Raw genomic sequence first — 22,932 nt, forward strand, 5'->3', positions numbered from 1 at the left:
GTCTTTTTCCCATTTTGACGATGGTCTTGACGTCTATTCGCTTAAGGAGGAACCCATGTTTTTCTCATTAAAAAGCCGCCTGATCGCCTTTATCGTTGTGCTCTTCGTTCTCTGTTTTGGTACACTCTCCTTCCTACTCTTTAAGGAATCACGTACTGTGATTCGCTCTTACATTGAATCCTCTGCTCTTGAGAAGATGGAGGAATACGGCTCCTATGTCGATATGGTTCAAATGCAGATCTATGATGCAGCCTCTCTTGTTTTCAACAGCGATACCGCCAAGAACTGGGATAACGCGATGAGTGACCCCAACCTTCCTGAAGGGGAAAAGATGCTTGTCAATCTGGGGATGAGCCGTTTTCTGACCCAGGCTACGAACAGCTACACGAGTATCTCCGATGTATCCATCTATCGACGAAATGGTCTGAGGATTGGCAGTGAAAATCAAGTAACGACCGACCCTCTCTTCTTGCAAGAATCATGGTACAAAAGTTTCTTTATCTCAGGGAATCACTGGCTGCCTGCACATACCGATCAACATGAAAACATAAGAGATCACGGCAACCCTGTAATTAGCCTGCTGATGCCCATTGGGACCTTTCACCATGCTACAGCCCAAAATGTGATGAAAATTAACGTCAACGAATCTTACTTTCTGGAACCGCTTAACCGAATCCATCTGGCCGAAAGCAGCACTATTTTTCTGCTGGGCGAACAAGGAAGCCCTATTCTTTCCCAACAGGCCAATCAGCTTGGTGCCGAAGCTTTAGCAGAAATCGATCAAATCCGGAACAACTCGCTCAAATCGGGTGTGGTCTACCTGAACAATGATGAAGGACAGCGTGACATTCTGGTATACAAAAAGCTGGGGCGTACGGGCTGGATGCTGGCGGGTCTGGCACCGGAAAAAGAGCTATATTCTTCTCTTCACAAACTTCAGAGTACCATTCTGGTGGTCACTATTGTTCTCATTCTCGTCTCTTTGTTTGCCGCTGCCTGGCTCTCTTATGGCGTCACCAAACCTTTAACACGACTGGTATTGGCCATGAGACAGGTACAGCGCGGCGCATTCGATCAAGCAGAGTCCCTTCTGCCTCCGGACAAAAATGTAAAAAGCGAAGTCAGTTATGTCATCTCCACTTTCCGCTACATGATCAGCCGATTGCGACAGCACATCCAGAACGAATTCGAGCTGAAGCTGCTCCGCCAGCAAGCTGAGTATAAAGCGCTGCTCATGCAGATTAATCCCCATTTTATGTTTAACACACTGGAACTGGTGAGCAGTCTCGCCATGCAGCGCCGAACGGATGATACAGTTCGGGTCATAGAGGATCTGGGCAAAATGATGCGATTCTCCATGAATACAAGTGACGACAGGGTACAGCTTGCAGAGGAACTGGCTTATATCCGCCACTATATCTCCATTCTGCAAACCCGTTTCGGTCATAAGCTGGATATTACTCTGACACAGGAAGGCAGGCTGAATTCTCTGGTCATCATCAAATTTATTCTTCAGCCGCTTATTGAGAATGCCGTCAAATACAGCTTCCAGCATCAGACGACGGCAGAGGTACACATCCGGATCTCCAGACGGAATAACCACCTGCATTTCAACATTTCAGACAATGGGCCCGGGATTCCAGCCGAAATCATTCAGAAAATTCATGATCCTGTTGAAACATCTCAGCTGGAACCCCTATTGCGAAGCCAAAGCTGGCACATTGGGCTCGGTAATGTAGTTGCACGCTGCCGCTTGCATTACGGAAGTCTGTTTAACATTCAGATCGAGAACGGAGAGCATAACGGCACGTCTATTGAACTGATTCTACCCGCACAGGAGGAATATGATGTACAACGTATTGATCGCAGATGACGAGATCGAGGTTCGCGAAGGACTAAAATTGAAAGTGAACTGGCAAGACTTGGGTTTTGTCATTTCAGGTGAAGCGGCAAACGGCATCGAAGCGGAGGAGCTTTTGAAAGCTGAACATTTTGACTTGTTAATTACAGACATGAACATGCCTGTCATGGATGGCGTCCAATTGCTGGACATTTGCCGAAGCCTTAATCCTTCCATTCAGATTATGATCATCACTGGATATGAAGATTTCCACTATGCCAGAGCAGGTGTGCGCAGCCAGGCCATGGACTATTTGCTGAAGCCTGTAACCCGGGATGAACTGAAAACCACTTTAAATAAAATCAAAGATGAGTTGGATAAAAAGAAACAGCTGCATGGCGATTCCGAAATGATGCAATGGCGTCTCTCCCAGTATTACAAAGAAATGAAGCAACGTTTCCTGCTTGATCTTGTTAGGGGCCATCGCCTCTCACCTTCTTCACTGCCAGAGCGGATGCGGCTGTTTCATCTGATATCCTGGCAGGATCACAGCGTCTGTTTCATCACCGCTGGCATGCGAAACTCCGTAATGCAGACTGCCTCGGTGGAACGTATTCCTGAAATGCTTCATCTTCCCTTTGAGCTGCTTTGTCACGAAATAGCCCAGTCTTATCCAGATAATGTACAAGTGTTCCATGACGGAGCCCACCCCGGTATTATGCATTTCATTACATTGGAAGGTATTCAGCACGAATTTGCTCAGCAGATCACAGCACAGACCCGCTCTGTCTTAACGATGGATGTACAAGTTGGATTGGGATTGTCCGTGTCTGGGGTTGACCGCTGGAAAGAAGGATATATTCATTCCCTCCTGGCTTGGAACTCTGCTGGGCGCAAAGGTGCACAGGACCGTGTGCCCGTAATAGATCATAGTCCATTACTGCCTGAGGAAACCAGTCGCATGCTGCATCGTTGCCTCATTCGTGGAGAGCTGGATTCCTTCCGCAGCGTGATTCAAAAGGAGCTTGCTGACTCATTTCGGATATCCACTTCCCATATGATCCGAAGCCTTTTTCAAATTTCATTATTGTTCGAACAGGAATCCTCGTGGATTTCCCCGGAATGGGTGCTTTGGCTAAAAACTCCAGACCAGGCAGAACTGCTGCTGATGCATTGGGCGGAAGATTTTGTGAATCAACAGCAGCCATCCGAGGTTGGAGAAGAGACGGTTATTGAATCGGCCAAACGATATATCGAGGAAAATTACATGCTGGAACTGACATTAACTTCGTTAGCTGAGCAATATAACTACAACTCTACCTATTTTTCAGAGATATTCAAAGAAGCTGCCGGCATCTCTTTTATTCAATATGTAACCGAGGTGCGAATGAAACATGCCATACGTTTACTGAGGGAAACCCAACTAACCGTCTGGGATGTTACAGAGCTGACAGGCTTCCGTTCTCCAAGCTATTTCAGTTCAAAATTCAAAAAAAAGTTCAACATAAGTCCTTCAGATTATCGTTTGATGCACTCCGAAAAAATTGATAATCATGATCCGAAGAAATGAGATTCCGGCTTCTCCTCCTCCCCGGTATGATGAATTTACCAAGAGAATCACTGCAAACATTGTAAGCGGATTCAACAGCGGTGATCACGAATTCACATCCAATCCTGAAGGGAGGCCTATGATGAGAAAGCTGTCCAAGCCGTTATACGGCCAGCAGAATATGACTGCTTATTTGTTTCTGCTGCCCTGGCTCATCGGACTTTTCTGTCTGACACTCGGACCGATGGTTGCATCGCTCTACCTATCCTTGACGAAATTTAATTTGTTATCATCACCCACGTGGACGGGGCTCAGCAACTATGTCCAGATTTTTACCGAAGACGATACCTTTCGCAGATCTTTGGGGCTAACGTTTTATTATGTATTTCTATCCGTTCCGCTCAGGCTTGCCTTCGCCCTGCTTGTAGCAATGGCGCTGAACAAAGGGATTCGGGGACTCGGCATATACCGAACTGTGTATTACATCCCTTCCCTATTGGGAGGCAGCGTCGCTATTGCGATCGTCTGGCGTCAGATTTTCGAAGGAAGTGGCTTGGTCAATCAGTTTCTGAGTTGGTTCGGAATCACCGGACCCGCCTGGATTGCCCATCCCGATTATGTGGTCTATACGATCATCACACTCTCTGTATGGCAGTTCGGTTCGGCCATGGTTATCTTCCTGGCTGGCCTAAAGCAAATTCCAGCCGATTTATATGAAGCTTCGGACGTCGACGGGGCCGGAAAGGTACGCCAATTCTTCGGCATCACACTTCCGATGCTCTCGCCTGTTATTTTTTTCAACCTGATCATGAGCATGATCCATTCGTTTCAAGCCTTTACACCCGCTTATGTGATCGGGGATGGACGAGGAGGCCCGCTCGACGCCACAATGTTCTATACCTTGTACCTGTATCTGAAAGGCTTCTCGTTCTTTGATATGGGTTATGCTTCGGCCCTGGCGTGGATCATGCTGGTCATTATCGGGGTATTCACCGCAATCGTCTTTCTCACCTCGAAGTTCTGGGTGTTCTACGGCGATAATCAGGAAGGGAGATAGTCACATGCCACTAAAGCGACGTTTGGTTCAAGCCGGGAGGCATGCCGCCATTATCCTCTTCGGTCTGCTGATGTTGTATCCGGTGTTATGGTTAATTCTCAGTTCATTTAAACCGAATCATCTCATCTTCACGAGTAGCAGCCTGATTCCAACCAGCTTTACTCTCGATCATTTTGTGAATGGCTGGAAAGGATTGCAAGGGGTGTCGTTTGGCCGTTTCTTCGGCAACTCGGCGCTGATCTCGGTCATGAGTGTGCTGGGAAATGTGATTTCTTGTTCCCTTGCAGCCTACGCTTTTTCCAGATTGAAGTTCAAGTTCAAAGGCTTGTGGTTCAGCATTATGCTGGTCACAATCATGCTTCCTTACCATGTAACTCTGGTACCTCAGTACATTCTGTATAACGAGCTGCATTGGATTAATACGTATTTCCCGCTCATTCTGCCCAAGTGGCTGGCACAGGATTCCTTCTTCATTCTGCTCATGGTTCAATTCATCCGTGGTATTCCACGGGAGCTGGACGAGAGTGCAACCATTGACGGTTGCGGGCAATCGCAGATTTTTTTCAAAATCGTGGTGCCTCTTCTCGTTCCTGCCCTGATCACAACAGCGATCTTCACCTTCATCTGGAGCTGGGATGACTTCTTTAGTCAGATGATCTACCTGAGCAAAATTGATCTGTTTACCGTACAGCTTGGGATTCGGTCGTTATTCGATCCATCGGGACAATCGGATTGGGGCGCACTGCTCGCCATGTCCACGCTGTCTCTGCTGCCTGTGACCATTATCTTTCTGGTATTTCAGCGTTATTTTCTAGAGGGGATTGCAACGACTGGGCTGAAGTGATTACGAAATTACGAAAATACCTGTCCAGACGCAATACGTGTACAACAGATATTATGTTTTTCATTATCTATCGTCAGGGGGATTTCTCATGTTCAAACGATTAATGATCACTGTTATAGCTTCGCTCCTGTTATTGGTAACTGCCTGCTCTGGAACGGATCATACCGGCGCTGATGAGCAGACAGAAACGAAGACAGCTGAAGACGGGCAAGTCGAATTGCGCATGATGTGGTGGGGCGATCAAAAACGGGCAGATATTACGAATGAAGCCCTGAAGGTTTTTCAGGAGAAACATCCGAATATTAAAATTGTAGGTGAATTTGCGCCTTCCTCCGGATATTTCGACAAGTTGAATACTCAGTTGGCATCAGGCACAGCACCGGATATTTTCTTCCTTGGAGGTAATGTGGTTGATTATGCCAAGAAGGATGTGCTTTTGAACCTGGACCCTTATGTCGGTAGTGAACTGAATCTGGATGGCATGGATGCCAGCATGGTTGACTACGGGCGTCTTGATGGGAAGTTGCAGCATATTTCCGCGGGTGCGAATGCACGGGGCATTGTCGTCAATCAGGCGCTGTTCGATCAAGCGGGAATCCCTTTGCCAGCTTCGGATTGGACTTGGGAAGATTATGCTGCAATCAGCAAGGAGCTGTCCGACAAGCTCGGCAAGGGCTTTTATGGAACCTATAATTTCACGGTTGATGGTATGGACATCTTTTTGAAACAACGCGGCAAACAGCTATATGATATGAAGAACGGCACGCTCGGATTTGCAAAAGAAGACATTTTGGAATGGTTCATTTACTGGGAGCAGGCTTCCAAATCCGGAGGTGTGGTCACGTCTGAATTGCAGGTTTCCAATCCACCGGATGATACGAGTAAATCCTTGCTTATTACGGGCAAGGCGGCGATGAGCCTGCTTCCTTCGAATCAACTGGCTGCTTTCCAGAGCCTCACGGAAGATAAGTTAATTCTTTTGCCTGTACCACGGGGGCCAAAAGGAACTGGGGTTGTATTTGAATCCAGTCAGGGGTTGTCCGGGTATGCAAATACCAAACATGCAAAAGAAGTCGCCATCCTGATGGATTTCTGGATTAATGATCCGGACGCAGCCAAAATTCTCGGCAACGACCGCGGCGTGCCCGTTACGGAAGCCAACCGCAATCTGCTTCAGCAAGAAGCGGGACCTGTTGAAGAGATTGTATATAATTACACCAGCTTTGTATCTGAAGCTACGAAAACGGAGCCTTTTGACGTGAGTTATAATCCTCCGGGATTCGCTGAATTCTCCAAGCTGGCCCAGACAACCAACCAGGAAATCGGCTTCGGCCGAAAAAGTGTGGAGCAAGCCGTGACTGACTTTTATAATGGCACCGTAAGAATTTTTGAATCCAATCAGTAATTAACCGCTTCAAGGAGGTCAACATGACAGAAGCCCTGCTAAACAAGCTGCGGCAGATCTCGATCCACGATCATGTGCAGCCAGGTAAACCGGAAGATCAAAAGTTAATACAGGAATGGCAGGCGTCGGGTGTTCGATTCGCGGCATCCGGCGGACGATTGGAAGCGACTTATTATTCCGCTTTGGAGAAGTTACTGACTTGCATTGTGCCCTTGAACGGCAGTGAGCCCATTCTTCAGGAAGGTGGCATCTATCTGGGTTGCTGGCTGGAGAGTACGGGCACCATTAATGCGGAGCTGCTGTCACGTCTGATTCCTTCTGTATCGGAAACGACCTATCTTGCTTTTGCCCGACACCAAAGAGAAGACGGATTGCTGCCTTATAAGCTAACGGAGAACGGCCCATCCTTTCGCCAGATTCAGCTCGTTACACCCTTGGCGCGAAGCGTATGGAACCACTACCAGCTTCATGGAAAGAACCGATCCTTCCTGAAGACCATGTACAAGGCCATGGTACAATACGACGAATGGATTGCAACGTATCGCGATACCCGAAGGACCGGCTGTGTGGAGGCATTTAGCACCTTTGATACCGGGCATGATCTGTCCCCGCGGTTCTGGCACGTTCCGGATACACCATATATGAATGATGCTGCGTCCTACCATCCGGACTCTCCAGTCCTGCCTTTTTTGGCACCAGACTTGACCGCCAATATATATTGTCAGCGCATGTATTTATCCCGAATGGCTGAGGAACTTGGAGAGTCTGGTGGTGAATGGAAAGAAAAAGCTGAAGCCAGTCTCGAAAGTCTCTTCCGCTACTGTTACGACGAAGAGGATATGTTCTTCTACGACCGGGATCGCAATGACGAATTCGTCAGGATACAGTCCGATGTGCTGCTGCGCGTGATGGCGTGCGAGGTGGGCGACCGTGAATTGTTTGATAACATGCTGCGCCGGTATTTGCTGAACACAAGCAAGTTTTTTGCCAAATACCCGTTTACCTCCATGTCGATGGATGATCCACGGTTCGATCCGTTCTCCTCTTATAACAGCTGGGGTGGAGCATCCAACTTCCTGAGTCTGATCCGTTCACCCCATGCATTTGAATATCACCATCGCTATGTGGAATTGACCTGGGTGCTGCAACCCATCCTGTCGTCCCTCTCCAAAGCAACTCGCTTTGCGCAGGCTTTAAGCCCATGGACCGGGGAGGAGGGTTTTACCGAAACCTACTCCCCCTCCATTCTTTGCCTGCTTGATTATGTGGAACGGTTATGCGGCATTATGCCGGTTGGATCGGACCAACTGTGGTTTACCGGTCTTCTCCCCATCGACATGGATCATGGCGAAGAAGTCGCTGGTCATACAGCGTATAGCCGCACGGTGAATGGACTGCATTTTGAATTGGTGAACACACCAGAACGAGTAACGGTATATCAGGATGGTAAGGCTCTTATGGAAGGGCCAGCAGGAATTCGATTCATTACGGATCGTAGTGGACATTTGGAAGGTGTCATCGGTATGAGCGTGCGCACGATTGAAGGTGAACTGATCTATCGAGGAAAATGCATTCCGTTTCGAATCAAAGGAAATGAACTCCAGCGATATATTGAGGGAAACTTGAAAACAGAACGGGATATCGGCATCATCTTTCCTTCTTATTGCTAGTGCGTTGAAGTAAGTAGTGTGCTCTCCACAGAAACATTAACAAAGCCATTCCCGATGAATAGTTGCAACACCAAAAGCGCAAGTGGCAAGGGTAGCTCCCCTGTACTTGCGCTTTTCCGATTTGATATCCTGATGAACTATCCACGAAAATAAATTTTCCGTTTATGCTTTCCGCTCCCACGCAGGGTGGCGATAGAACTCAATCGTATCTATATAGTTCACCGTGTACTTCTGTTCAACATCCGACAGCTCCAGCAGCTTTCTGTCCATTTGTTTCAAACCCATGACCACATCATGTCGGAGAAGGTCCATTGCGATTTTGCCTACAAAGCCGCCTTCCATCTCTTTATGTTTATTCCGAAATTCTTCATTATAGATCAGTTCCGGTGTAAACGATGCTTCAACAAATGCGTTAACAAGCGTAAGTTCATTACCCTCCATCTGCACCGCGATATAATAGTTGCCACGTTCATCGCGAATGAGGTCTTTATACATTTCCACGTCCATCTGAATCACTCCCTATATCTTAAGTTGTACCTTATCATGAGTAACATGGGCGCCATTTCGCTCACCTCTTGCCCTCGTCCATTCATATAGTAGGTATAAATGGCGAACGGAGGATTGCTTATGAATTGGCACCAACTTCATACAGGAAAAACACTTCAGCAGCGTCTGGCCGAGTTCCAGGGACATCTGGCAGAACTGAATGCTCCATTGTCTGGTCTGGAACCTGGAATAATTAGAAAAGTATATCCGCGCAATTTCATCAAAGTTAATCGGCAGTTATTTATTCCACTCAGCTTGTTTTCCATTCGTGTATTTGATGTACCACGAGCACGGCGAGGCATACGGGTAGGCATCCGCACGGTATTTCCATCCCGGAATGCATTTAACAATATCCGACTTGTTGGTGTTGGACTGGATTACATTGAGCTGCAGGGAAAGGGTAAATTCTCCTCACGTATTCTCTTTCCGCTAACTCAGGTCGAATCGATCTATCGCCCAACGAATAAAAAGAAGAAATAATGAGGCCAGACTTCGCTGAATTCATATCTGTCTGTGCCTGTAATCGCCCGATTAGAGAAACGATTCACATCTTGAGTCTATCCCATGTCATGATATCCATATTTCTCTTTCCCTAGTATAACTCATACCTGCATGAGTCTGCTCGGATATTGTGCATAGCAAAAAGCGGTGAGCACAGAACCTTTCTGTGTCTCACCGCGCAGATGCCTATTAATCATTGGAATCAGAACGTATCACTTAGATACCTGTCCACACATCTTTGGCATAACGGCCTTCCTGCTGCAAACGTTCTAACCACGCATCAGCTTGCTCCGCAGAGTTGCCGCTGACATCAACGTACGCCGTCTTAAGTGTTGCTTCAACATCAGGTGCCATCTTGCTGCCATCGCCGCAAACATACAGATGTCCACCCTGTTCGAGCAGAGGAATCAGTTTGTGCGCATCATCTCTCATTAGATGCTGCACGTAACATTTCTCTTCCCCGTCCACACGGGAGAATGCGGTATGAAGCTGGACAAGACCCTCTTGCTCGGCTGTTTCGAGTTCATTTTTATACAAATAGTCATGTTCAGGGTTGCGACATCCAAAATACAGATGGGCCTCACCCACCTGCTGACCTTGTTCCTTCAATACACGTCTTGCCTGCAGGAAACCGCGGAATGGAGCCACACCCGTCCCCGGACCAACCATAATGATTGGGGCCTCTGCATATTCCGGCAGTTCGAACCCGGACTCGGGCGTGCGTATGAACATGACTACCTCTTCACCCGGCTTCAGGTTCGCCAAATAGTTGGACGCTATGCCTTTATATTCTCCCTGACCACTCCACGCCGGAGCACGAACTACGCTGACGGTTATGCTGGCCTGCTCAGGCTGCACTCGTGGTGAACTGGAGATTGAATAATATCGGGCTTTCAGGGAAGGCAGCAGTTCCAAAAACCGTTCAAAAGGCAGTTCACATGCTTCGTATTTTACCAAATAATCCAGCATGGATATCCGTTTCTTACGTACTTCTTCCATGTATACAGACTCATCAAGAAGTGCTTCGAGCTCCTTCTTATGCGGTGGACATACCGTGTACGCCGCGAGTTCCCTCAGTTGGGCCCGAGTTGCCGCTTCCTGAAGTTCCACACTGTGACTGAGCAGATCGACCAAATTAACCGGTTGGTGCAATGGCAGATGAGCGGCGCTGCGACCGGAGGCATCCAGAACCAGATGTTCCGTGCCTGTGAATCCATATCGTTTCAGTACTCGTTCTACGAGCTCAGGCGGGTTTTGCGGTAAAATGCCCAGGTGATCGCCTTCCTTATACGTTGCGCCTTCAGGCAGTTTAATCTCCAGATGACGTGTGCTTCGTTCACTGCCCGCATCGTGAAGTTCCCGATTCTCAAGGAGTTCAGCAACATGTGCATCATACGTATCCGCGAGCGGCGTTACTGCCAGTCCGCTGACAAACTGTACAGACAAGGAGCTGCGCTCACTACCTGAGCTAGTGTTCAACTTGAGGCCCAGAGTTCGTGCCAGATCCGGCCATAGTTGCTCGGTCCAGTCTCCAACCTGTTTCTCAAAGTCCCCGCTGGCATCACTTTCTCCGATCGGTGATAACCGTTCTGCTCCTTTGGAAGATAACTGCTCATCAATCAATCGCGGGATACGCTGGTACGTGCTGGCCCAGTTGTGATCCCCACATCCGAGAACAGAGAATCGAACCCCTTGGAATTCCCCTGCATCCGCATGTTCAATCCACTCGACGAAGTCTTTGGCATTGCTTGGTGGCTGACCATTGTAGGATGCACTCACAATGATGACGACGCCTTCCTTGGGCAGTTTGCCAACACGATCATCCAGAGTAGCAACCTCGCTGCGGAAACCTTGGTATCTTGCGGTATCTGCGATTTCACGCGCAATGCCTTCCGCGGTCCCGAGATTGGAGCCATACAGGACGAGCATTGGGGTATGATGGGCATTTGCCGTATCCGGCTCTTGTCGTTTGGCCACCGGAGTTGGTTCCTCCACGGCAACACCCGGAACAGCCATGACTGGTTGACCCCCGCGTGCACGAACACGGATCGTGAAGTTATCGGGTTTGAGCGTCAGCGTTTCTTTCACTTTCAACTGATAGTCTGCATGATCGATGAAATCAAAATGCTTCAAAACCATGCCCAGCACAAGTGTTGCTTCCTGAAGGGCAAACTGCTGACCAATGCAGGCCCGCTGACCATTACCAAAAGGTTTATAGGCATCATGTGGCACCTTGCTCGGATCTTCAAACCGTTCCGGACGGAATGCCTCCACATCGTCACCCCACGCATCGCGGTCCCGATGCAGCTTGGGAATGAGCACACTGACACTATCCCCTTTTTGCAAAGGATATTTACCGTCCAGAACGATATCTTTCTTCGCGTATAAGGAGAATGCCGGAGCCGTAGGCCACAACCGCAATGCTTCATTCAAAACCATGCGAACATATTTCAGATTGCGAACCTGATTGTATGTCGGGACCGGATCTTTCAGAATCTGATCTGCTTCAGCTTGAGCCTTGGCGAGTGTATCTGGATTTTTCATTAAATAATAGATGGCAAAGGACAACAAGCCACTCGTCGTCTCATGTCCAGCAATCAGGAAGGTGATGATCTGGTAACGGATATTTTCATCGTCCAGCGTTTCCCCGGTTTCCGGGTCTTTCCCGCTAAGCATATGGGATAACAGATCGTCTGCCCCTTCCTGGGGCTGCTCCTTGCGCTCCGCAATAATATGATCCACCAGAGAGAACATCGAACGAATATCCTGCTCAAACTGTTTCTTCTTGGTGATCATCAGCTTGTCTTGTAGACGCAAACGCTGCAAAGAACTCATCGATTCGTCCAATGCCCGCACCATGCTGGTAATGAAAGGATGGGGCTCTTCCCGATAAAAGCTGTTAAATCGATAGTTGAACCCACACAGTCCAATCGTATCCAGGGTGAGACGAGTCATATCATCGGGTACGTTAACCGTCTCGTCCGGGTTCAATCTGGACCACTTCTGCACGAGCTGTACAGCGAGATCGATCATTTTATTGTGATACCCCTGCATCGCACGCTGGCTGAAGCTAGGCAGCAGCACATTGTGAGCTTTTTTCCAATTAGGTTCTTGTGTCCAGCTCGTAAACAGGCCATCCCCGGCAAATGCACGAACCTTCTCCAGCGGTGCCCATACACGTTTATCGAATTTGGATTCGTCGCTTACCTCGGCTACCAGTTCGTGACCTGATATATACAACTCACTTCGTCCAGGATACTCCATTCTAAAAATGGGTCCATACTCTTCAGCGAGTTTCACCAGGGATTGTACAGGCTCATCGGTATTTAACTGTGGTAAGTTTCCTAAAGGGCCAAAAGTTTTAGGTTGGGGAACTGAAATTTGCGCCATAATACTCACTCCTCTTCCAAGTAATACGTTCAACTAAATAATACCTTCGTTCAATTAAGACTTCAGATCAACAGACATGCCTTCATTTTCTGCAAATTTTCATATTTCATCCAGATAACCTAAAAATCATTCTGGAACCAATTGACCGAAATAGTATATTGGTCATTTTAGAATAAAAAAAATGGGTTCCTTCGTTATCTCTCTTTTACCCTAACATTTCCAGTCCTAATCTTCAACAGTCTCAAAGTCGTAGGACCAATGGGTATCCATCCGAATTGGCATGAGTAAAATTCCCTTTGGTCCATTAATATAAAAAATATTTAGCTCTGAACGAACACTAGAATTTTGAAGATACACAGTTCGCTCAAACTCAAACTAGGCCTGTCTCAGCAAATCCCGAATCGCGGACTCCATCGCTATCGGTGCAACTGTAGTCTCATAGCGGCCACTCACTTCCCCGGTTCGATCAATCAGAAATTTGGTGAAATTCCATTTGATCCCGTCTCCCCGGTATAAATCGGGATGTTTCTCCTTGACGAATTGATCCATCCACCGACCTTCTTCCGACTCCATATCATAACCTTCAAATGGGGCAGCTTCGACCAGATCGCGAAACACAGGGTGTATGGATTGTCCGGTAACCTCGATCTTCTCAAAAATCGGAAAGGATATATGAAAATGATTCCTGCAATACTGAGCTATCTCATCACTGCTGCCCGGCTCCTTGTGATTAAATTGATCACAGGGAAACGCCAGGATCTCCAGCCCTTGATCACGATACTGCTCATACAGGTGCTGAAGCTCCGTAAATTGTCGAGAGTAACTGCACTTGCTGGCTGTATTCACAATAAGCAGCACCTTCCCCTCATAAACAGATAAATCACCCGCGTGTCCATCCATAAATGGAACCTGATAAGAAAATATGCTCATTCATAACGCCTCCTTGGTCGGGTCTCACATGAACCCTCTCTTGAAATGGATTATACGCCGCTTCTCTTGATAGGTTAAATATATAATAATTATAATATTAATAGCCTTTATCTATAAAATATCTTATCTGCTGCCATATGATTAGATGGCTCATTATCCTTTTCATATTGGACATACTAGACATAGAAAAACTGCCCTTCGCAGACAAAAAGGCTGCTTTTGGACAGTCATTCGTGAGGTGAAGCATTTCGAATGGTGTTACCCCATAATAAGACCATAGACAATCCCCGGTCCATGTACCCCAATCGTCAAATCATTTTCAATATCGGAAGAACGACTGGGACCGGATATAAAATGAATGCCTGCGGGAAGATTCTCTCTTCCCGCTTCATCGAAGCGATCAAGCGTTTCACCGAGCCTGGTGTAGAGCCGTTCAATCGGAATAATAATGATGAGTACGGTGGGCAATAGACTCACTGAGCGTCCCTTTTCTGGCGAAGAAAGCACCGTGACGGAACCCGTATATGCTGTTGCATAATCCGCCATGACTACACCGATATCTGCCTCGGCTGCCCGTGCCTTCCAGTTCTCCTCTGCTTGGCTGTTCCATACAGAAATTTGCACATCGGGGAGTTGCTCTTCCAATCCAAGTTCGGTCAGCGCCTGTTCATTCTGACGTATGATATATTTCGCGCTTAATTCATGAGATTTGTTAGCGATGAAATCCGAGGCTTCGCCAATGTCTCTTACCCGCGCAATATGAGCACCTACACTCACAAAATTATCGGTAAATGCCTGTATGCGCTTATCTATGTCCCAATCCAGATCCGTCCAGAATGCGGGTGCACCGCGAAAAGGTTGAGTCGGAGCATGTGTCTTCCGTGGTCTTCTCAATTTGGACGCAATGTCATTCATAAAGTGTTCCTGCTTTGCACGGGACTTTTTCTCCATTTGCTCCAGCCATTCCTGATGTTCAGTGTTCATGTTGACCACCGCCCCCCTCGCGCTCACGCAGAATCTGTTCCATTCGGTCCCGAACGGAAGAATCCATCTCTTTCTTCTCCTGATTCAGCTCCTGATCCAGCTTGTTCCATTGCTGCCGGAAGGAACGCTTCGCGAGGCTTGGCGCAACCCGATAGCTGTTCCAGCCCTTGAGTGGCCCAAGTTTAAGTGAAATTCCGTTATTCCGCACAACGGCTTTCTGACCAATCTGTCCAAGACGTATAGCCGCTCCGAAGCGTTTAGAATTGGATACAACTGCTGCAAAACCTTTCATGCCAACACTCTCAAGCTTGTTGCCATGGCCCTCTTCCACCTTGCGTCTGCGTAAATATACGAGCATATCATGCAGCGGAATTTTGACCGGACAGGCTTCATAACAGGCTCCGCACAGACTGGAAGCACCCGCAATGTCGTTCCATTCATCAATATTGCCATTGAGTGCAGGCGTAAGCACCGCTCCGATCGGTCCGCTGTAGGTTCCACCATAGGCATGCCCGCCGATATGACGATATACCGGACAAGCGTTCAGACAGGCCCCGCAGCGAATACAGTTCAACAGCTCCTGGAATTCGGGATCACCCAACTGGAGTGAACGTCCATTATCCACGATAATAATGTGCATTTCATCTGGTCCGTCCCCATCTTCTGTTCGACGAGGACCAGTTATGCCTGACATATACATCGTCAATTTTTGACCTGTCGCGGAGCGTGGCAGAAGGGTCGCCATCACCTCGAGATCCGTCCAAGATGGAATGATACGCTCCATGCCCATTAAGGTAATCTGTGTTTTTGGCACGGTGGATACCATGCGGGCATTGCCTTCATTTTCAAATAGGACCATGGAACCCGTCTCCGCAATGGCAAAATTGCAGCCGGTCATGCCAATATCGGCTTCAAGAAACTTCTCCCGCAGCTTTTTACGTACAAATCCGGCAAGTACGGTGGTGTCCGGATCCAGAGTTTCACCCGCTTCCTTGGACAACAGGTCCGCAATCTGGTAACGGTTCTTGTGAATAGCCGGAATGACGATATGAGATGGAGCTTCACCCGCCAATTGAATGATGTATTCACCCAGATCGGTCTCTATCGCTTCAATACCTGCGGATTCCAATACATGATTGAGATGTACTTCCTCGGATACCATCGACTTGGATTTCACCACGGTAGAAGCCTGCTTATGAGCCGCAATATCCAGTGCAATCGCCGCTGCCTCTGCCGAAGTATCGGCAAAATGAATATGAACCCCATTGGCGCGTGCATTATTGACGAATTCATTAAGGTAATAATCCAGATGTGCGATCGTATGCAGACGAATCTGACGTCCACGTTCACGCCATTCTTCCCAGTTGCCATGTTCTTCCGATGCAGACTTCTTGCCATTACGCAATCGCTCTGTCGTAAACTTGACGGCTTTCCGCAGGAAATCATCATTCAAAGCCAGTTCTGCACGTTCTTTGACGGTAACATCCATTACGCCGGGTTGACTCATCCTGTTTGCACCCCCTCGTACAGCAGTTCGGCCAAATGCATCACACGTACTGGTTCATTCCGATACCGCAGATTACCTGCGATATTCATCAGACAGGCCATATCCAGTCCTACCAATACTTCGGCTTCCGTCTCTTTGATGTGATCTACCTTTTCTGTGACCATGGCACCAGATATATCCGGCATTTTGATGGCAAAGGTACCACCAAAGCCGCAGCAGTCCTCTCCGTAAGGAAGGGGGACAAATTCCAAACCTTTTACTGCCGAAAGTAATGCCATAGGCTCATCCTTTACGCCTAACAAACGGCTGCCATGACAGGAGGGATGATATGTAACCTTATGCGGAAAATGTGCACCCAAATCGGTGATGCCAAGCACCTGAACGAGAAACTGTGTGAATTCGTAGGCTTTGGCTTCCAAACGTTTAGCCTTCTCCAGCCATACAGGTTCATCGACAAACAGCTCTGGATAATGATGAATCATGTACGTACAGGAGCCCGAAGGACAGACGACAAAATCACTGTCATCAAAGGCTTCCATAATCGTTTTGGCGGCTACCCGTGTCTCATCCCAATACCCGCTGTTGTAGGAAGGCTGACCGCAGCAGGTCTGCACGGGCGGGAAATCCAACCGAACGCCGTGAGCGGCGAGCAATCTCACCATCGCCTCCCCCACACGGGGATATATGGCATCGCTGAGGCAGGTAATGAATAAGGAGACCTTCATAATTACACGCTCCTATAACTGATGAATTGTTGTTATAACGCATATACGTATCGAATATCGTATTGTTTTATACCGTTGTGATTGAGATATCATAGCTGTTCAGTCGTTCTATCACATCTTCATCAAGCGACTGATCCGTGATCACCGCATGAACCGCATTTAACCCGGTTACCCGGGCAAATGCACGAACCCCAAACTTGCTCGTATCTGCAAGCAAAATGACCTGGTCGGATATACCGACCATTTTCTGCTTCAACCGTGCCTGAAGCTCATTGGATTCACTGATTCCGCCGCCTTCCAGATGCACACCTTTACAAGACAGAAACAATTTATCGACATGATATGTCTCTAGAGAACGTTCGGCGAGCGGTCCAACAAAAGACAGCGATCTCTGGGCCAGCTGGCCTCCCGTCGAGATGACTTCAATCTTGTCCCTGCTGCTCAGTTCGGTGGCTACCTGTATGGAGTTGGTCAATACGGTCAGTGGCATATCCGGCATATTGGCCGCCATATACCCTGCTGTTGTGCTGGCATCCAGTAGAATTCGATCACCCGGACGAATCATGGATAGAGCCGACTGGGCAATTCTTTTCTTTTCCTCAGCATGTGTTGTTTCCCTTACCCGGTAAGGGATCTCCGACTGCTCTTCCTTCACGCTAACAGCTCCGCCATGGGAACGACGCAGTCGCCCTTCTTGCTCCAGCCGGTCCAGATCTCGCCGAATGGTCTCTTCTGTTACCCGGCAGTGCTCACTAAGCTCGGAGACACGCATGCTGCCCTTAACATTAACCATCTCCACAATCCGGTCATAGCGCTCTGCTGCCAGCATGTTACACCTCGCTCCCAGCTTGTGATTTGGGCAAAGCCGTCAACCTTAGGAATCTACCGTAGGCCTCTTCCCAGATTGGTCTGTCCTTTGGCTCATAATCGGTAACCGGGAATGAATCGCGAATGACCTTGCGGGCTTCCCATATATCTTTAAAGGCTCCACTTGCGATCCACTGTACAGCCATGTTCCCGATCGCACTACCTTCTGCTGGCCCCGCCCATACCGGTTTGCCAATGGAATTGGCTGTCCACTGACATAACAGGCGATTCTGAATGCCACCACCGACCATATGCAATCCATTAAAAGACTGTCTGGACAGCTGTTCTGTCCATTCCAGCACCCTCCGATACTTCAGTGCAAGGCTCTCCAGAATGGAACGGGCAATAGCCCCCTGATCTTGCGGCTCAGCCTGCCCTGTATCACGGCAATATTGTTGTATACGAGAGGTCATATCCCCTGCCGGCATAAACCGGTCATCATCGGGATCAAACAGGCTCGCAAATGGAGGAGCAAGTTCCGCCCTGCTCAGTAACTCCGCATAGCTGATTCCCTGTCCCTTCCGTTCCCATTCACGCATGCATTCCTGCAAAATCCACAGGCCCATGATGTTCTTGAGCAAACGGAACATGCCTCCTGCCCCGCCCTCATTCGTAAAGTTAAGCGCCAGACTCTCGGAACTGATGGCGGGGTGATCAATCTCCGTGCCCATGAGTGACCAGGTTCCGCAGCTCAGGTAAGCAAATGAACGCTCTGTTGCCGGAACAGCCACAACCGCCGAACCTGTGTCATGCTCTGCAACCGCAATAACCGGAATGGCAGATAATCCAAGATCACTGCAAATGCTGCTGCGCAGCTGCCCCACTCGAGTACCTGGCATGACTGCTTCTCCGAACAGTGTCTCCGAAATACCGATATGTGCAAGCAGTTCACTGTCCCAATGCCCTGTGGTGGGATTGTATAGCTGTGTTGTGGTGGCGTTGGTAAACTCATTCACCGCTTCACCGGTCAGAAAGTAACGAAGCAGATCGGGGATCATGAGGAAACGCTCCGCTTCGTTAAGCAGTGGGGAGCCTTTCCGCTTAAGCGTTGCCAACTGGTACAGTGTGTTAAAGCCAAGAAACTGGATGCCTGTGCGTTCGAAAATTCGCTGAGAGGTCAATTCCTTGCGCACCTGATCCATCATGCCGTTAAATTGTGCATCACGGTAATGATACGGATTACCCAACAACTCACCATGACTTCCAAGCAGTCCAAAATCAACAGCCCAGGAATCAATCCCCAGACTTTCAGGCTGCTCTCCCTTTTGTTTAACAAGATTTAGCCCTTCCAGCAATTCATGGTGCAGCCTCAATATATCCCAGTGCAGCCGCTCCCCCGCTTTTACCGGCTCATTCTTGAACCGATGGATCTCCATCGTTTCCATTCCCCGATCATTCAGATGACCCAGCAGTGCTCTCCCGCTTCCAGCACCCAAATCATACGCCAGCACACTCACCGCTCTTCACCAGCCTTTCATCCCAACTGTATTTCGTCCTTGAATATTTATTAATTTCATTCCTAGCTGCTCTGTACTTTATTCTTTATTTTTTGTTTGTTTGTTTTTGTTTTATACTGTTTAGTTTTATTTTACGAGTATATCATCATTGTAAGCGTTTGAATACCCTGTGATTGGTTTCTTTTACCCATACCAAAAACGACTCTCTCCACACGGGAGGAGCCGCTTCACTGTTATTTCACGTATAAAAGCTGTTTTTACTAACACCGGACTGAGGCTGCACATCTCTTTCAAAATGCTTAAACCTTGTCCCCTGATATGTCAGCATGCCTCGGTCATTTTCTACAAACATCCCGTAATTACTGCCGCCAACATTTAATTCCACACGATCTCCATTATCAAATTCAAACGTGGCGTAATACCAGGTAGATGCACTGCTGTCCCCGCTCCCACCTGTGACTTCTGTTCGTTTGGCCACAATTGTTGAATGCAAAGTTAACAGCGCTGATGCATTGTTTGATGACCATGTGCGTACCCCGGAAATAATGGCATAAACAATAACACCCGCAATGATGAGAAATATGCCGCCGATAAAGATTGATCCAAACGCACTCATTGCTCCAAACTCATTGAAACCAGCAAAAAAACCACCCTGATTGCCCTCAAATCCCGGAACATCATTCATGTCATCAAAAATACCGAAGCCATCCATGCTTAACCAGCCCAGTGATGAAGATATGCTCAATGACGTCATTCATCATCGTTCCCTTCTCCCTGCAAATTAAGATGCACCGTCCCCTGCCAAGGAGACGGTGCACGCAGACAACCCTACAAGCCTTGTCCGTATACTATATGAACCTGATTACGAATACAGACGTTCAAGTTCATCGACCAGACTGCCAACATAGGCCACGGCACTACGAATCGGCTCAGGCCCGGACATGTCCACACCTGCAAGCTTCATCAGCTCTTGCGGATCAAGGCTTCCTCCCGCTTTCAAGGCGTCAAGCCAGCGATCTACGGCAGGCTGCCCCTCTTCCCGAATCAGCTGTGCAGCAGCGGTAGATGCCGTCAGACCTGCTGCATAGGTATATGGATACAATCCCATATAATAATGAGGCTGTCTCATCCAGGTCAGTTTGGCCCCTTCGTCAATCACCAGTTCAGGCCCCCAGAACTCGGAGAGGATGTTTCCTTTCAGCTGACTTAACGTCTTCGCTGTGATCGGTTCATCCTTGGTTGCGAGTGCATACACCTGACGCTGCAATTCACCTTCAAGCAGATGCGTAACAAAGTTATGGTAATACGTATTGAGCAATTGCAAAATGACCCAACGACGCATTCTCGGATGATCAGAACGTTTCAACAGATGATCTGCCAGCAGCATTTCATTCATCGTTGAAGGCGCCTCGATGAAATAGAGGGACGGTCGTGTATTCGTGAGGCGTTGGTAATGCCCGGCAAGCATGAAATGTCCGGCATGTCCGACTTCATGGGCAAGTGTAAATGCTCCGCGCATATTATTTGCCCATGAGATGAGGATATAGGAATGAGAACCATATATGGACGAACAAAAAGCTCCTGTCGACTTGCCCGCATTATCCGCGTAATCTACCCAACGCTCACTAAACGCACGTTCCACAATGTCGCCATATTCCGGTCCCAGCACGGCAAGAGCCTCCCGAATGAGCGTGCATGCTTCCTCATATGTAATAGCAGGACTGAATTCAGGGTCCAATGGTGCTTTCAGATCACAGAACATCAGCTTGTCCAGACCTAACTCACGTTTCTTGAGAGCTGCCAGTCTGCGCATGTGAGGTGCGAGTTCCTGCTGGATGATATCCAGGACATTGTTATACATCTCTTTGCTTACCTGCTGAGGACTAAGCAGCATATCCGTAACATCATCATATCCACGAAGTCTGGACAGGACGACCTGCTTCTTCACTTCGGTGGCGTATCCTTCAGCAAACGTATTTTTGTAATCGTTCAGCTTGGAACTGAATGCGGCATACGCAGAGCGTCGCAGCTTTGTGTCCGATGACATTTCATAATTGTTCTCATAAAATGACCAGGACAGCGGGCGGTTATGGTCATCGCCGTCAAGTGCATCGTCAAACGTCATGTCTGCCAATTTACCGCGCAGATAGATCCGGTATGGCGAATCCAGCACTTCCCCAAGGGAAGCGAGTACCTTCTCCGTTTCGGGCGAAAGACGATGTTCTTTTTCCTGAATTAGACGCTCCAGACTGCGGGCATACGGCTGCAAACCCGGAAGTTCTTCAATATAACGTTTAACCGTTCCATCGGGAAGATTCACGATCTCGGAATTCACAAAAGACAAGGACGACGACAAATCCGATAAGATGTCTCCCGCCTTGGCTGAATTCTCAATATTCGCGGGATTGGTACTGTCCTCCGACTGTTTCAGCCTGGCATATGAAGCCGTTTTGCTAATGCGTTCCTGCAAAGCTTCGCGGGCATCCAGACAGGCCAGCAGCTGCTCTGCGCCTTCGCCCAGATGTCCTTTGAAGGTTTCAATATGGGCAGCAGCTTCAGGCAGTGATCTAAGCTCCAGTTCCCACTCTGCGTCAGTCCCAAACAAGTCTCGCAAGTCCCAGGTCGTCTCTTGGCTTACTTCATCGCGTGTACGTATTTTTTCCATCGTTATATGTCATCCTCCTTGCATTTCCAATATCTCTCATCGTATCATATTCGAAGCATTTATACCTTACATATCCTAAAATGAGGCTTTTGGTTCAATGGATTCACACCCAAGTTGAAAAATGTAGTTTGCTCGCGTCAATCCGCCGGCAGAATAACCTTCCGATCGCTGTTATCCCCAGATTTTTTGATCCCTTTTTTAAAGGGGAAATCCGGGGATAAGCATATGCTTCCGATGTAGCTTTCCTTCAGAAAGCTTTTAGCTCTACTTCTTGAAGATATTTCTGCCCACTGCGTTTGGAGTAAACTGTTGATCCACTGACCAAAATATAAAAAACCGTCGGGTGATGGAAGTAACCATTTACCCGGCGGTTCGTTCTGACTTTAACTTATTCTGATTTCCAAATTACATTTTCACCATAGTTCTTGCCCCAGTTATACATCGCATGTAGCACAGGCATCAGGCTGTGGCCGTGATCCGTCAACGTATATTCAACACGAGGAGGTACTTCTGCATACACTTTGCGCTCAATTAGTTTGTCTTCCTCCAGTTCGCGCAACTGGTTGGTCAGCATCTTTTGGGTAATATGAGGAATCAATCGCTTCAATTCACTGAAACGCTTAGTGCCTTCAAGACCCAGATGCCATAGAATAATCAGTTTCCATTTGCCTCCGATCACCGCAAGGGTCAATTCTTTCTCACAGTTAATCTCTTTCAAGTTGATCCGTTCCTTAACTTCGGACGCCATGGCACCGAGCCCCCTTCTCTTCCATTCGATCTTATATCGCTAAAATGCAATTCGCATATCACAAGAACACTCCGCAACAGGAGAACTTGCCGCTCCCTTGTATCATATAACGGGTTCATTGGTTCGATACAGCTTGTATACATTTTACTATAGCATGACCCCAATGTTAAGCAAACCCCGAATCAGACCACAAACAACGATAACAGAAAAGACCGGAACTCCCTCTTTTCAAGGAAATTCCGGTCTT

Annotated in this window: 18 protein-coding genes; 7 read left to right on the forward strand and 11 right to left on the reverse strand. The window is 48.0% G+C overall.

All coding sequences use genetic code 11. The features are described from left to right. Positions 1–55 precede the first annotated feature (55 nt). The 6 genes from HW560_RS25660 (at position 56) to HW560_RS25685 (ending at position 8,365) form a co-directional block, all read left to right on the forward strand. Positions 56–1,873, forward strand: a complete 1,818-nt coding sequence (locus HW560_RS25660) for a cache domain-containing sensor histidine kinase (RefSeq protein ID WP_179265078.1) — start codon at positions 56–58, stop codon at positions 1,871–1,873. Then, positions 1,848–3,410 carry a response regulator gene (locus tag HW560_RS25665; RefSeq protein WP_179265079.1) on the forward strand — a complete coding sequence of 521 codons (1,563 nt, stop codon included), beginning with the start codon at positions 1,848–1,850 and terminating at the stop codon, positions 3,408–3,410. Before HW560_RS25660 ends, HW560_RS25665 begins: the two co-directional genes overlap by 26 nt. Positions 3,411–3,531: 121 nt before the next feature. Further along, positions 3,532–4,446 (forward strand): carbohydrate ABC transporter permease, encoded by a 915-nt coding sequence (locus HW560_RS25670; RefSeq protein WP_179265920.1) that lies wholly within the window; start codon positions 3,532–3,534, stop codon positions 4,444–4,446. A gap of 4 nt (positions 4,447–4,450) precedes the next feature. Then, entirely contained in the window at positions 4,451–5,290 is an 840-nt protein-coding gene (locus HW560_RS25675; protein WP_179265080.1) for a carbohydrate ABC transporter permease, read from the forward strand. Positions 5,291–5,378: 88 nt separating this feature from the next. Continuing rightward, on the forward strand, positions 5,379–6,695 hold the full coding sequence (locus tag HW560_RS25680; RefSeq protein WP_090896613.1) for an ABC transporter substrate-binding protein: 1,317 nt from the start codon (positions 5,379–5,381) through the stop codon (positions 6,693–6,695). A gap of 23 nt (positions 6,696–6,718) precedes the next feature. Then, a complete protein-coding gene (locus HW560_RS25685; RefSeq protein ID WP_179265081.1) occupies positions 6,719–8,365 on the forward strand; it encodes an MGH1-like glycoside hydrolase domain-containing protein in 1,647 nt (548 codons plus the stop codon). A gap of 162 nt (positions 8,366–8,527) precedes the next feature. Here HW560_RS25685 and HW560_RS25690 read toward each other — a convergent pair whose 3' ends face one another. Then, a complete protein-coding gene (locus tag HW560_RS25690; protein WP_076289685.1) occupies positions 8,528–8,872 on the reverse strand; it encodes a hypothetical protein in 345 nt (114 codons plus the stop codon). A 120-nt stretch (positions 8,873–8,992) separates the two neighbouring features. Here HW560_RS25690 and HW560_RS25695 point away from each other — a divergent pair, with 120 nt between their 5' ends. Continuing rightward, positions 8,993–9,391 carry a hypothetical protein gene (locus HW560_RS25695; RefSeq protein WP_090896607.1) on the forward strand — a complete coding sequence of 133 codons (399 nt, stop codon included), beginning with the start codon at positions 8,993–8,995 and terminating at the stop codon, positions 9,389–9,391. A 237-nt stretch (positions 9,392–9,628) separates the two neighbouring features. Here HW560_RS25695 and HW560_RS25700 read toward each other — a convergent pair whose 3' ends face one another. From HW560_RS25700 to HW560_RS25745, 10 genes are all read right to left on the reverse strand, one after another. Next, positions 9,629–12,802 carry a bifunctional cytochrome P450/NADPH--P450 reductase gene (locus HW560_RS25700; protein ID WP_218834981.1) on the reverse strand — a complete coding sequence of 1,058 codons (3,174 nt, stop codon included), beginning with the start codon at positions 12,800–12,802 and terminating at the stop codon, positions 9,629–9,631. Between the two features lie 375 nt (positions 12,803–13,177). Next, complete coding sequence (locus tag HW560_RS25705; protein WP_179265082.1) at positions 13,178–13,732, reverse strand: glutathione peroxidase; 555 nt, start codon at positions 13,730–13,732, stop codon at positions 13,178–13,180. Positions 13,733–13,990: 258 nt separating this feature from the next. Continuing rightward, positions 13,991–14,716: a LutC/YkgG family protein gene (locus tag HW560_RS25710; RefSeq protein WP_179265083.1), complete on the reverse strand. Its 726-nt coding sequence runs from the start codon at positions 14,714–14,716 to the stop codon at positions 13,991–13,993. Beyond that, positions 14,706–16,223, reverse strand: a complete 1,518-nt coding sequence (locus HW560_RS25715) for a LutB/LldF family L-lactate oxidation iron-sulfur protein (RefSeq protein WP_179265084.1) — start codon at positions 16,221–16,223, stop codon at positions 14,706–14,708. The genes HW560_RS25710 and HW560_RS25715 overlap by 11 nt, the downstream gene beginning before the upstream one ends. Further along, complete coding sequence (locus HW560_RS25720; protein ID WP_090896589.1) at positions 16,220–16,948, reverse strand: (Fe-S)-binding protein; 729 nt, start codon at positions 16,946–16,948, stop codon at positions 16,220–16,222. Before HW560_RS25720 ends, HW560_RS25715 begins: the two co-directional genes overlap by 4 nt. Positions 16,949–17,015: 67 nt before the next feature. Further along, positions 17,016–17,777: a DeoR/GlpR family DNA-binding transcription regulator gene (locus HW560_RS25725; protein WP_179265085.1), complete on the reverse strand. Its 762-nt coding sequence runs from the start codon at positions 17,775–17,777 to the stop codon at positions 17,016–17,018. A 1-nt stretch (position 17,778) separates the two neighbouring features. After that, the gene (locus HW560_RS25730) at positions 17,779–19,272 is read right to left on the reverse strand and encodes a rhamnulokinase (protein ID WP_179265086.1); all 1,494 of its coding nucleotides are present in this window, start codon (positions 19,270–19,272) and stop codon (positions 17,779–17,781) included. A 238-nt stretch (positions 19,273–19,510) separates the two neighbouring features. Further along, a complete protein-coding gene (locus HW560_RS25735) occupies positions 19,511–20,026 on the reverse strand; it encodes a DUF2500 domain-containing protein (RefSeq protein WP_256222000.1) in 516 nt (171 codons plus the stop codon). A 108-nt stretch (positions 20,027–20,134) separates the two neighbouring features. Then, positions 20,135–21,937, reverse strand: coding sequence for an oligoendopeptidase F (gene pepF / locus HW560_RS25740; protein ID WP_179265087.1), 1,803 nt, complete (start codon positions 21,935–21,937; stop codon positions 20,135–20,137). 388 nt (positions 21,938–22,325) lie between these two features. After that, complete coding sequence (locus tag HW560_RS25745; protein ID WP_090896576.1) at positions 22,326–22,685, reverse strand: winged helix-turn-helix transcriptional regulator; 360 nt, start codon at positions 22,683–22,685, stop codon at positions 22,326–22,328. Positions 22,686–22,932 lie beyond the last annotated feature (247 nt).

Origin of the sequence: Paenibacillus sp. E222 (assembly GCF_013401555.1) — a bacterium.
Taxonomy (GTDB): domain Bacteria; phylum Bacillota; class Bacilli; order Paenibacillales; family Paenibacillaceae; genus Paenibacillus.

What these genes read in the sequence shown, in the direction of transcription:
- HW560_RS25675 (WP_179265080.1), top strand. Translation starts at nt 4,451, where the DNA reads ATGCCACTAAAGCGACGTTTGGTTCAAGCCGGGAGGCATGCCGCCATT.
- HW560_RS25725 (WP_179265085.1), bottom strand. Translation starts at nt 17,777, where the DNA reads ATGCTGGCAGCAGAGCGCTATGACCGGATTGTGGAGATGGTTAATGTT.
- HW560_RS25695 (WP_090896607.1), top strand. Translation starts at nt 8,993, where the DNA reads ATGAATTGGCACCAACTTCATACAGGAAAAACACTTCAGCAGCGTCTG.
- HW560_RS25745 (WP_090896576.1), bottom strand. Translation starts at nt 22,685, where the DNA reads ATGGCGTCCGAAGTTAAGGAACGGATCAACTTGAAAGAGATTAACTGT.
- HW560_RS25715 (WP_179265084.1), bottom strand. Translation starts at nt 16,223, where the DNA reads ATGAGTCAACCCGGCGTAATGGATGTTACCGTCAAAGAACGTGCAGAA.
- HW560_RS25705 (WP_179265082.1), bottom strand. Translation starts at nt 13,732, where the DNA reads ATGAGCATATTTTCTTATCAGGTTCCATTTATGGATGGACACGCGGGT.
- HW560_RS25670 (WP_179265920.1), top strand. Translation starts at nt 3,532, where the DNA reads ATGAGAAAGCTGTCCAAGCCGTTATACGGCCAGCAGAATATGACTGCT.
- HW560_RS25680 (WP_090896613.1), top strand. Translation starts at nt 5,379, where the DNA reads ATGTTCAAACGATTAATGATCACTGTTATAGCTTCGCTCCTGTTATTG.
- HW560_RS25700 (WP_218834981.1), bottom strand. Translation starts at nt 12,802, where the DNA reads ATGGCGCAAATTTCAGTTCCCCAACCTAAAACTTTTGGCCCTTTAGGA.
- HW560_RS25690 (WP_076289685.1), bottom strand. Translation starts at nt 8,872, where the DNA reads ATGGACGTGGAAATGTATAAAGACCTCATTCGCGATGAACGTGGCAAC.
- HW560_RS25665 (WP_179265079.1), top strand. Translation starts at nt 1,848, where the DNA reads ATGTACAACGTATTGATCGCAGATGACGAGATCGAGGTTCGCGAAGGA.
- HW560_RS25660 (WP_179265078.1), top strand. Translation starts at nt 56, where the DNA reads ATGTTTTTCTCATTAAAAAGCCGCCTGATCGCCTTTATCGTTGTGCTC.
- HW560_RS25710 (WP_179265083.1), bottom strand. Translation starts at nt 14,716, where the DNA reads ATGAACACTGAACATCAGGAATGGCTGGAGCAAATGGAGAAAAAGTCC.
- HW560_RS25735 (WP_256222000.1), bottom strand. Translation starts at nt 20,026, where the DNA reads ATGACGTCATTGAGCATATCTTCATCACTGGGCTGGTTAAGCATGGAT.
- HW560_RS25720 (WP_090896589.1), bottom strand. Translation starts at nt 16,948, where the DNA reads ATGAAGGTCTCCTTATTCATTACCTGCCTCAGCGATGCCATATATCCC.
- HW560_RS25685 (WP_179265081.1), top strand. Translation starts at nt 6,719, where the DNA reads ATGACAGAAGCCCTGCTAAACAAGCTGCGGCAGATCTCGATCCACGAT.
- pepF (WP_179265087.1), bottom strand. Translation starts at nt 21,937, where the DNA reads ATGGAAAAAATACGTACACGCGATGAAGTAAGCCAAGAGACGACCTGG.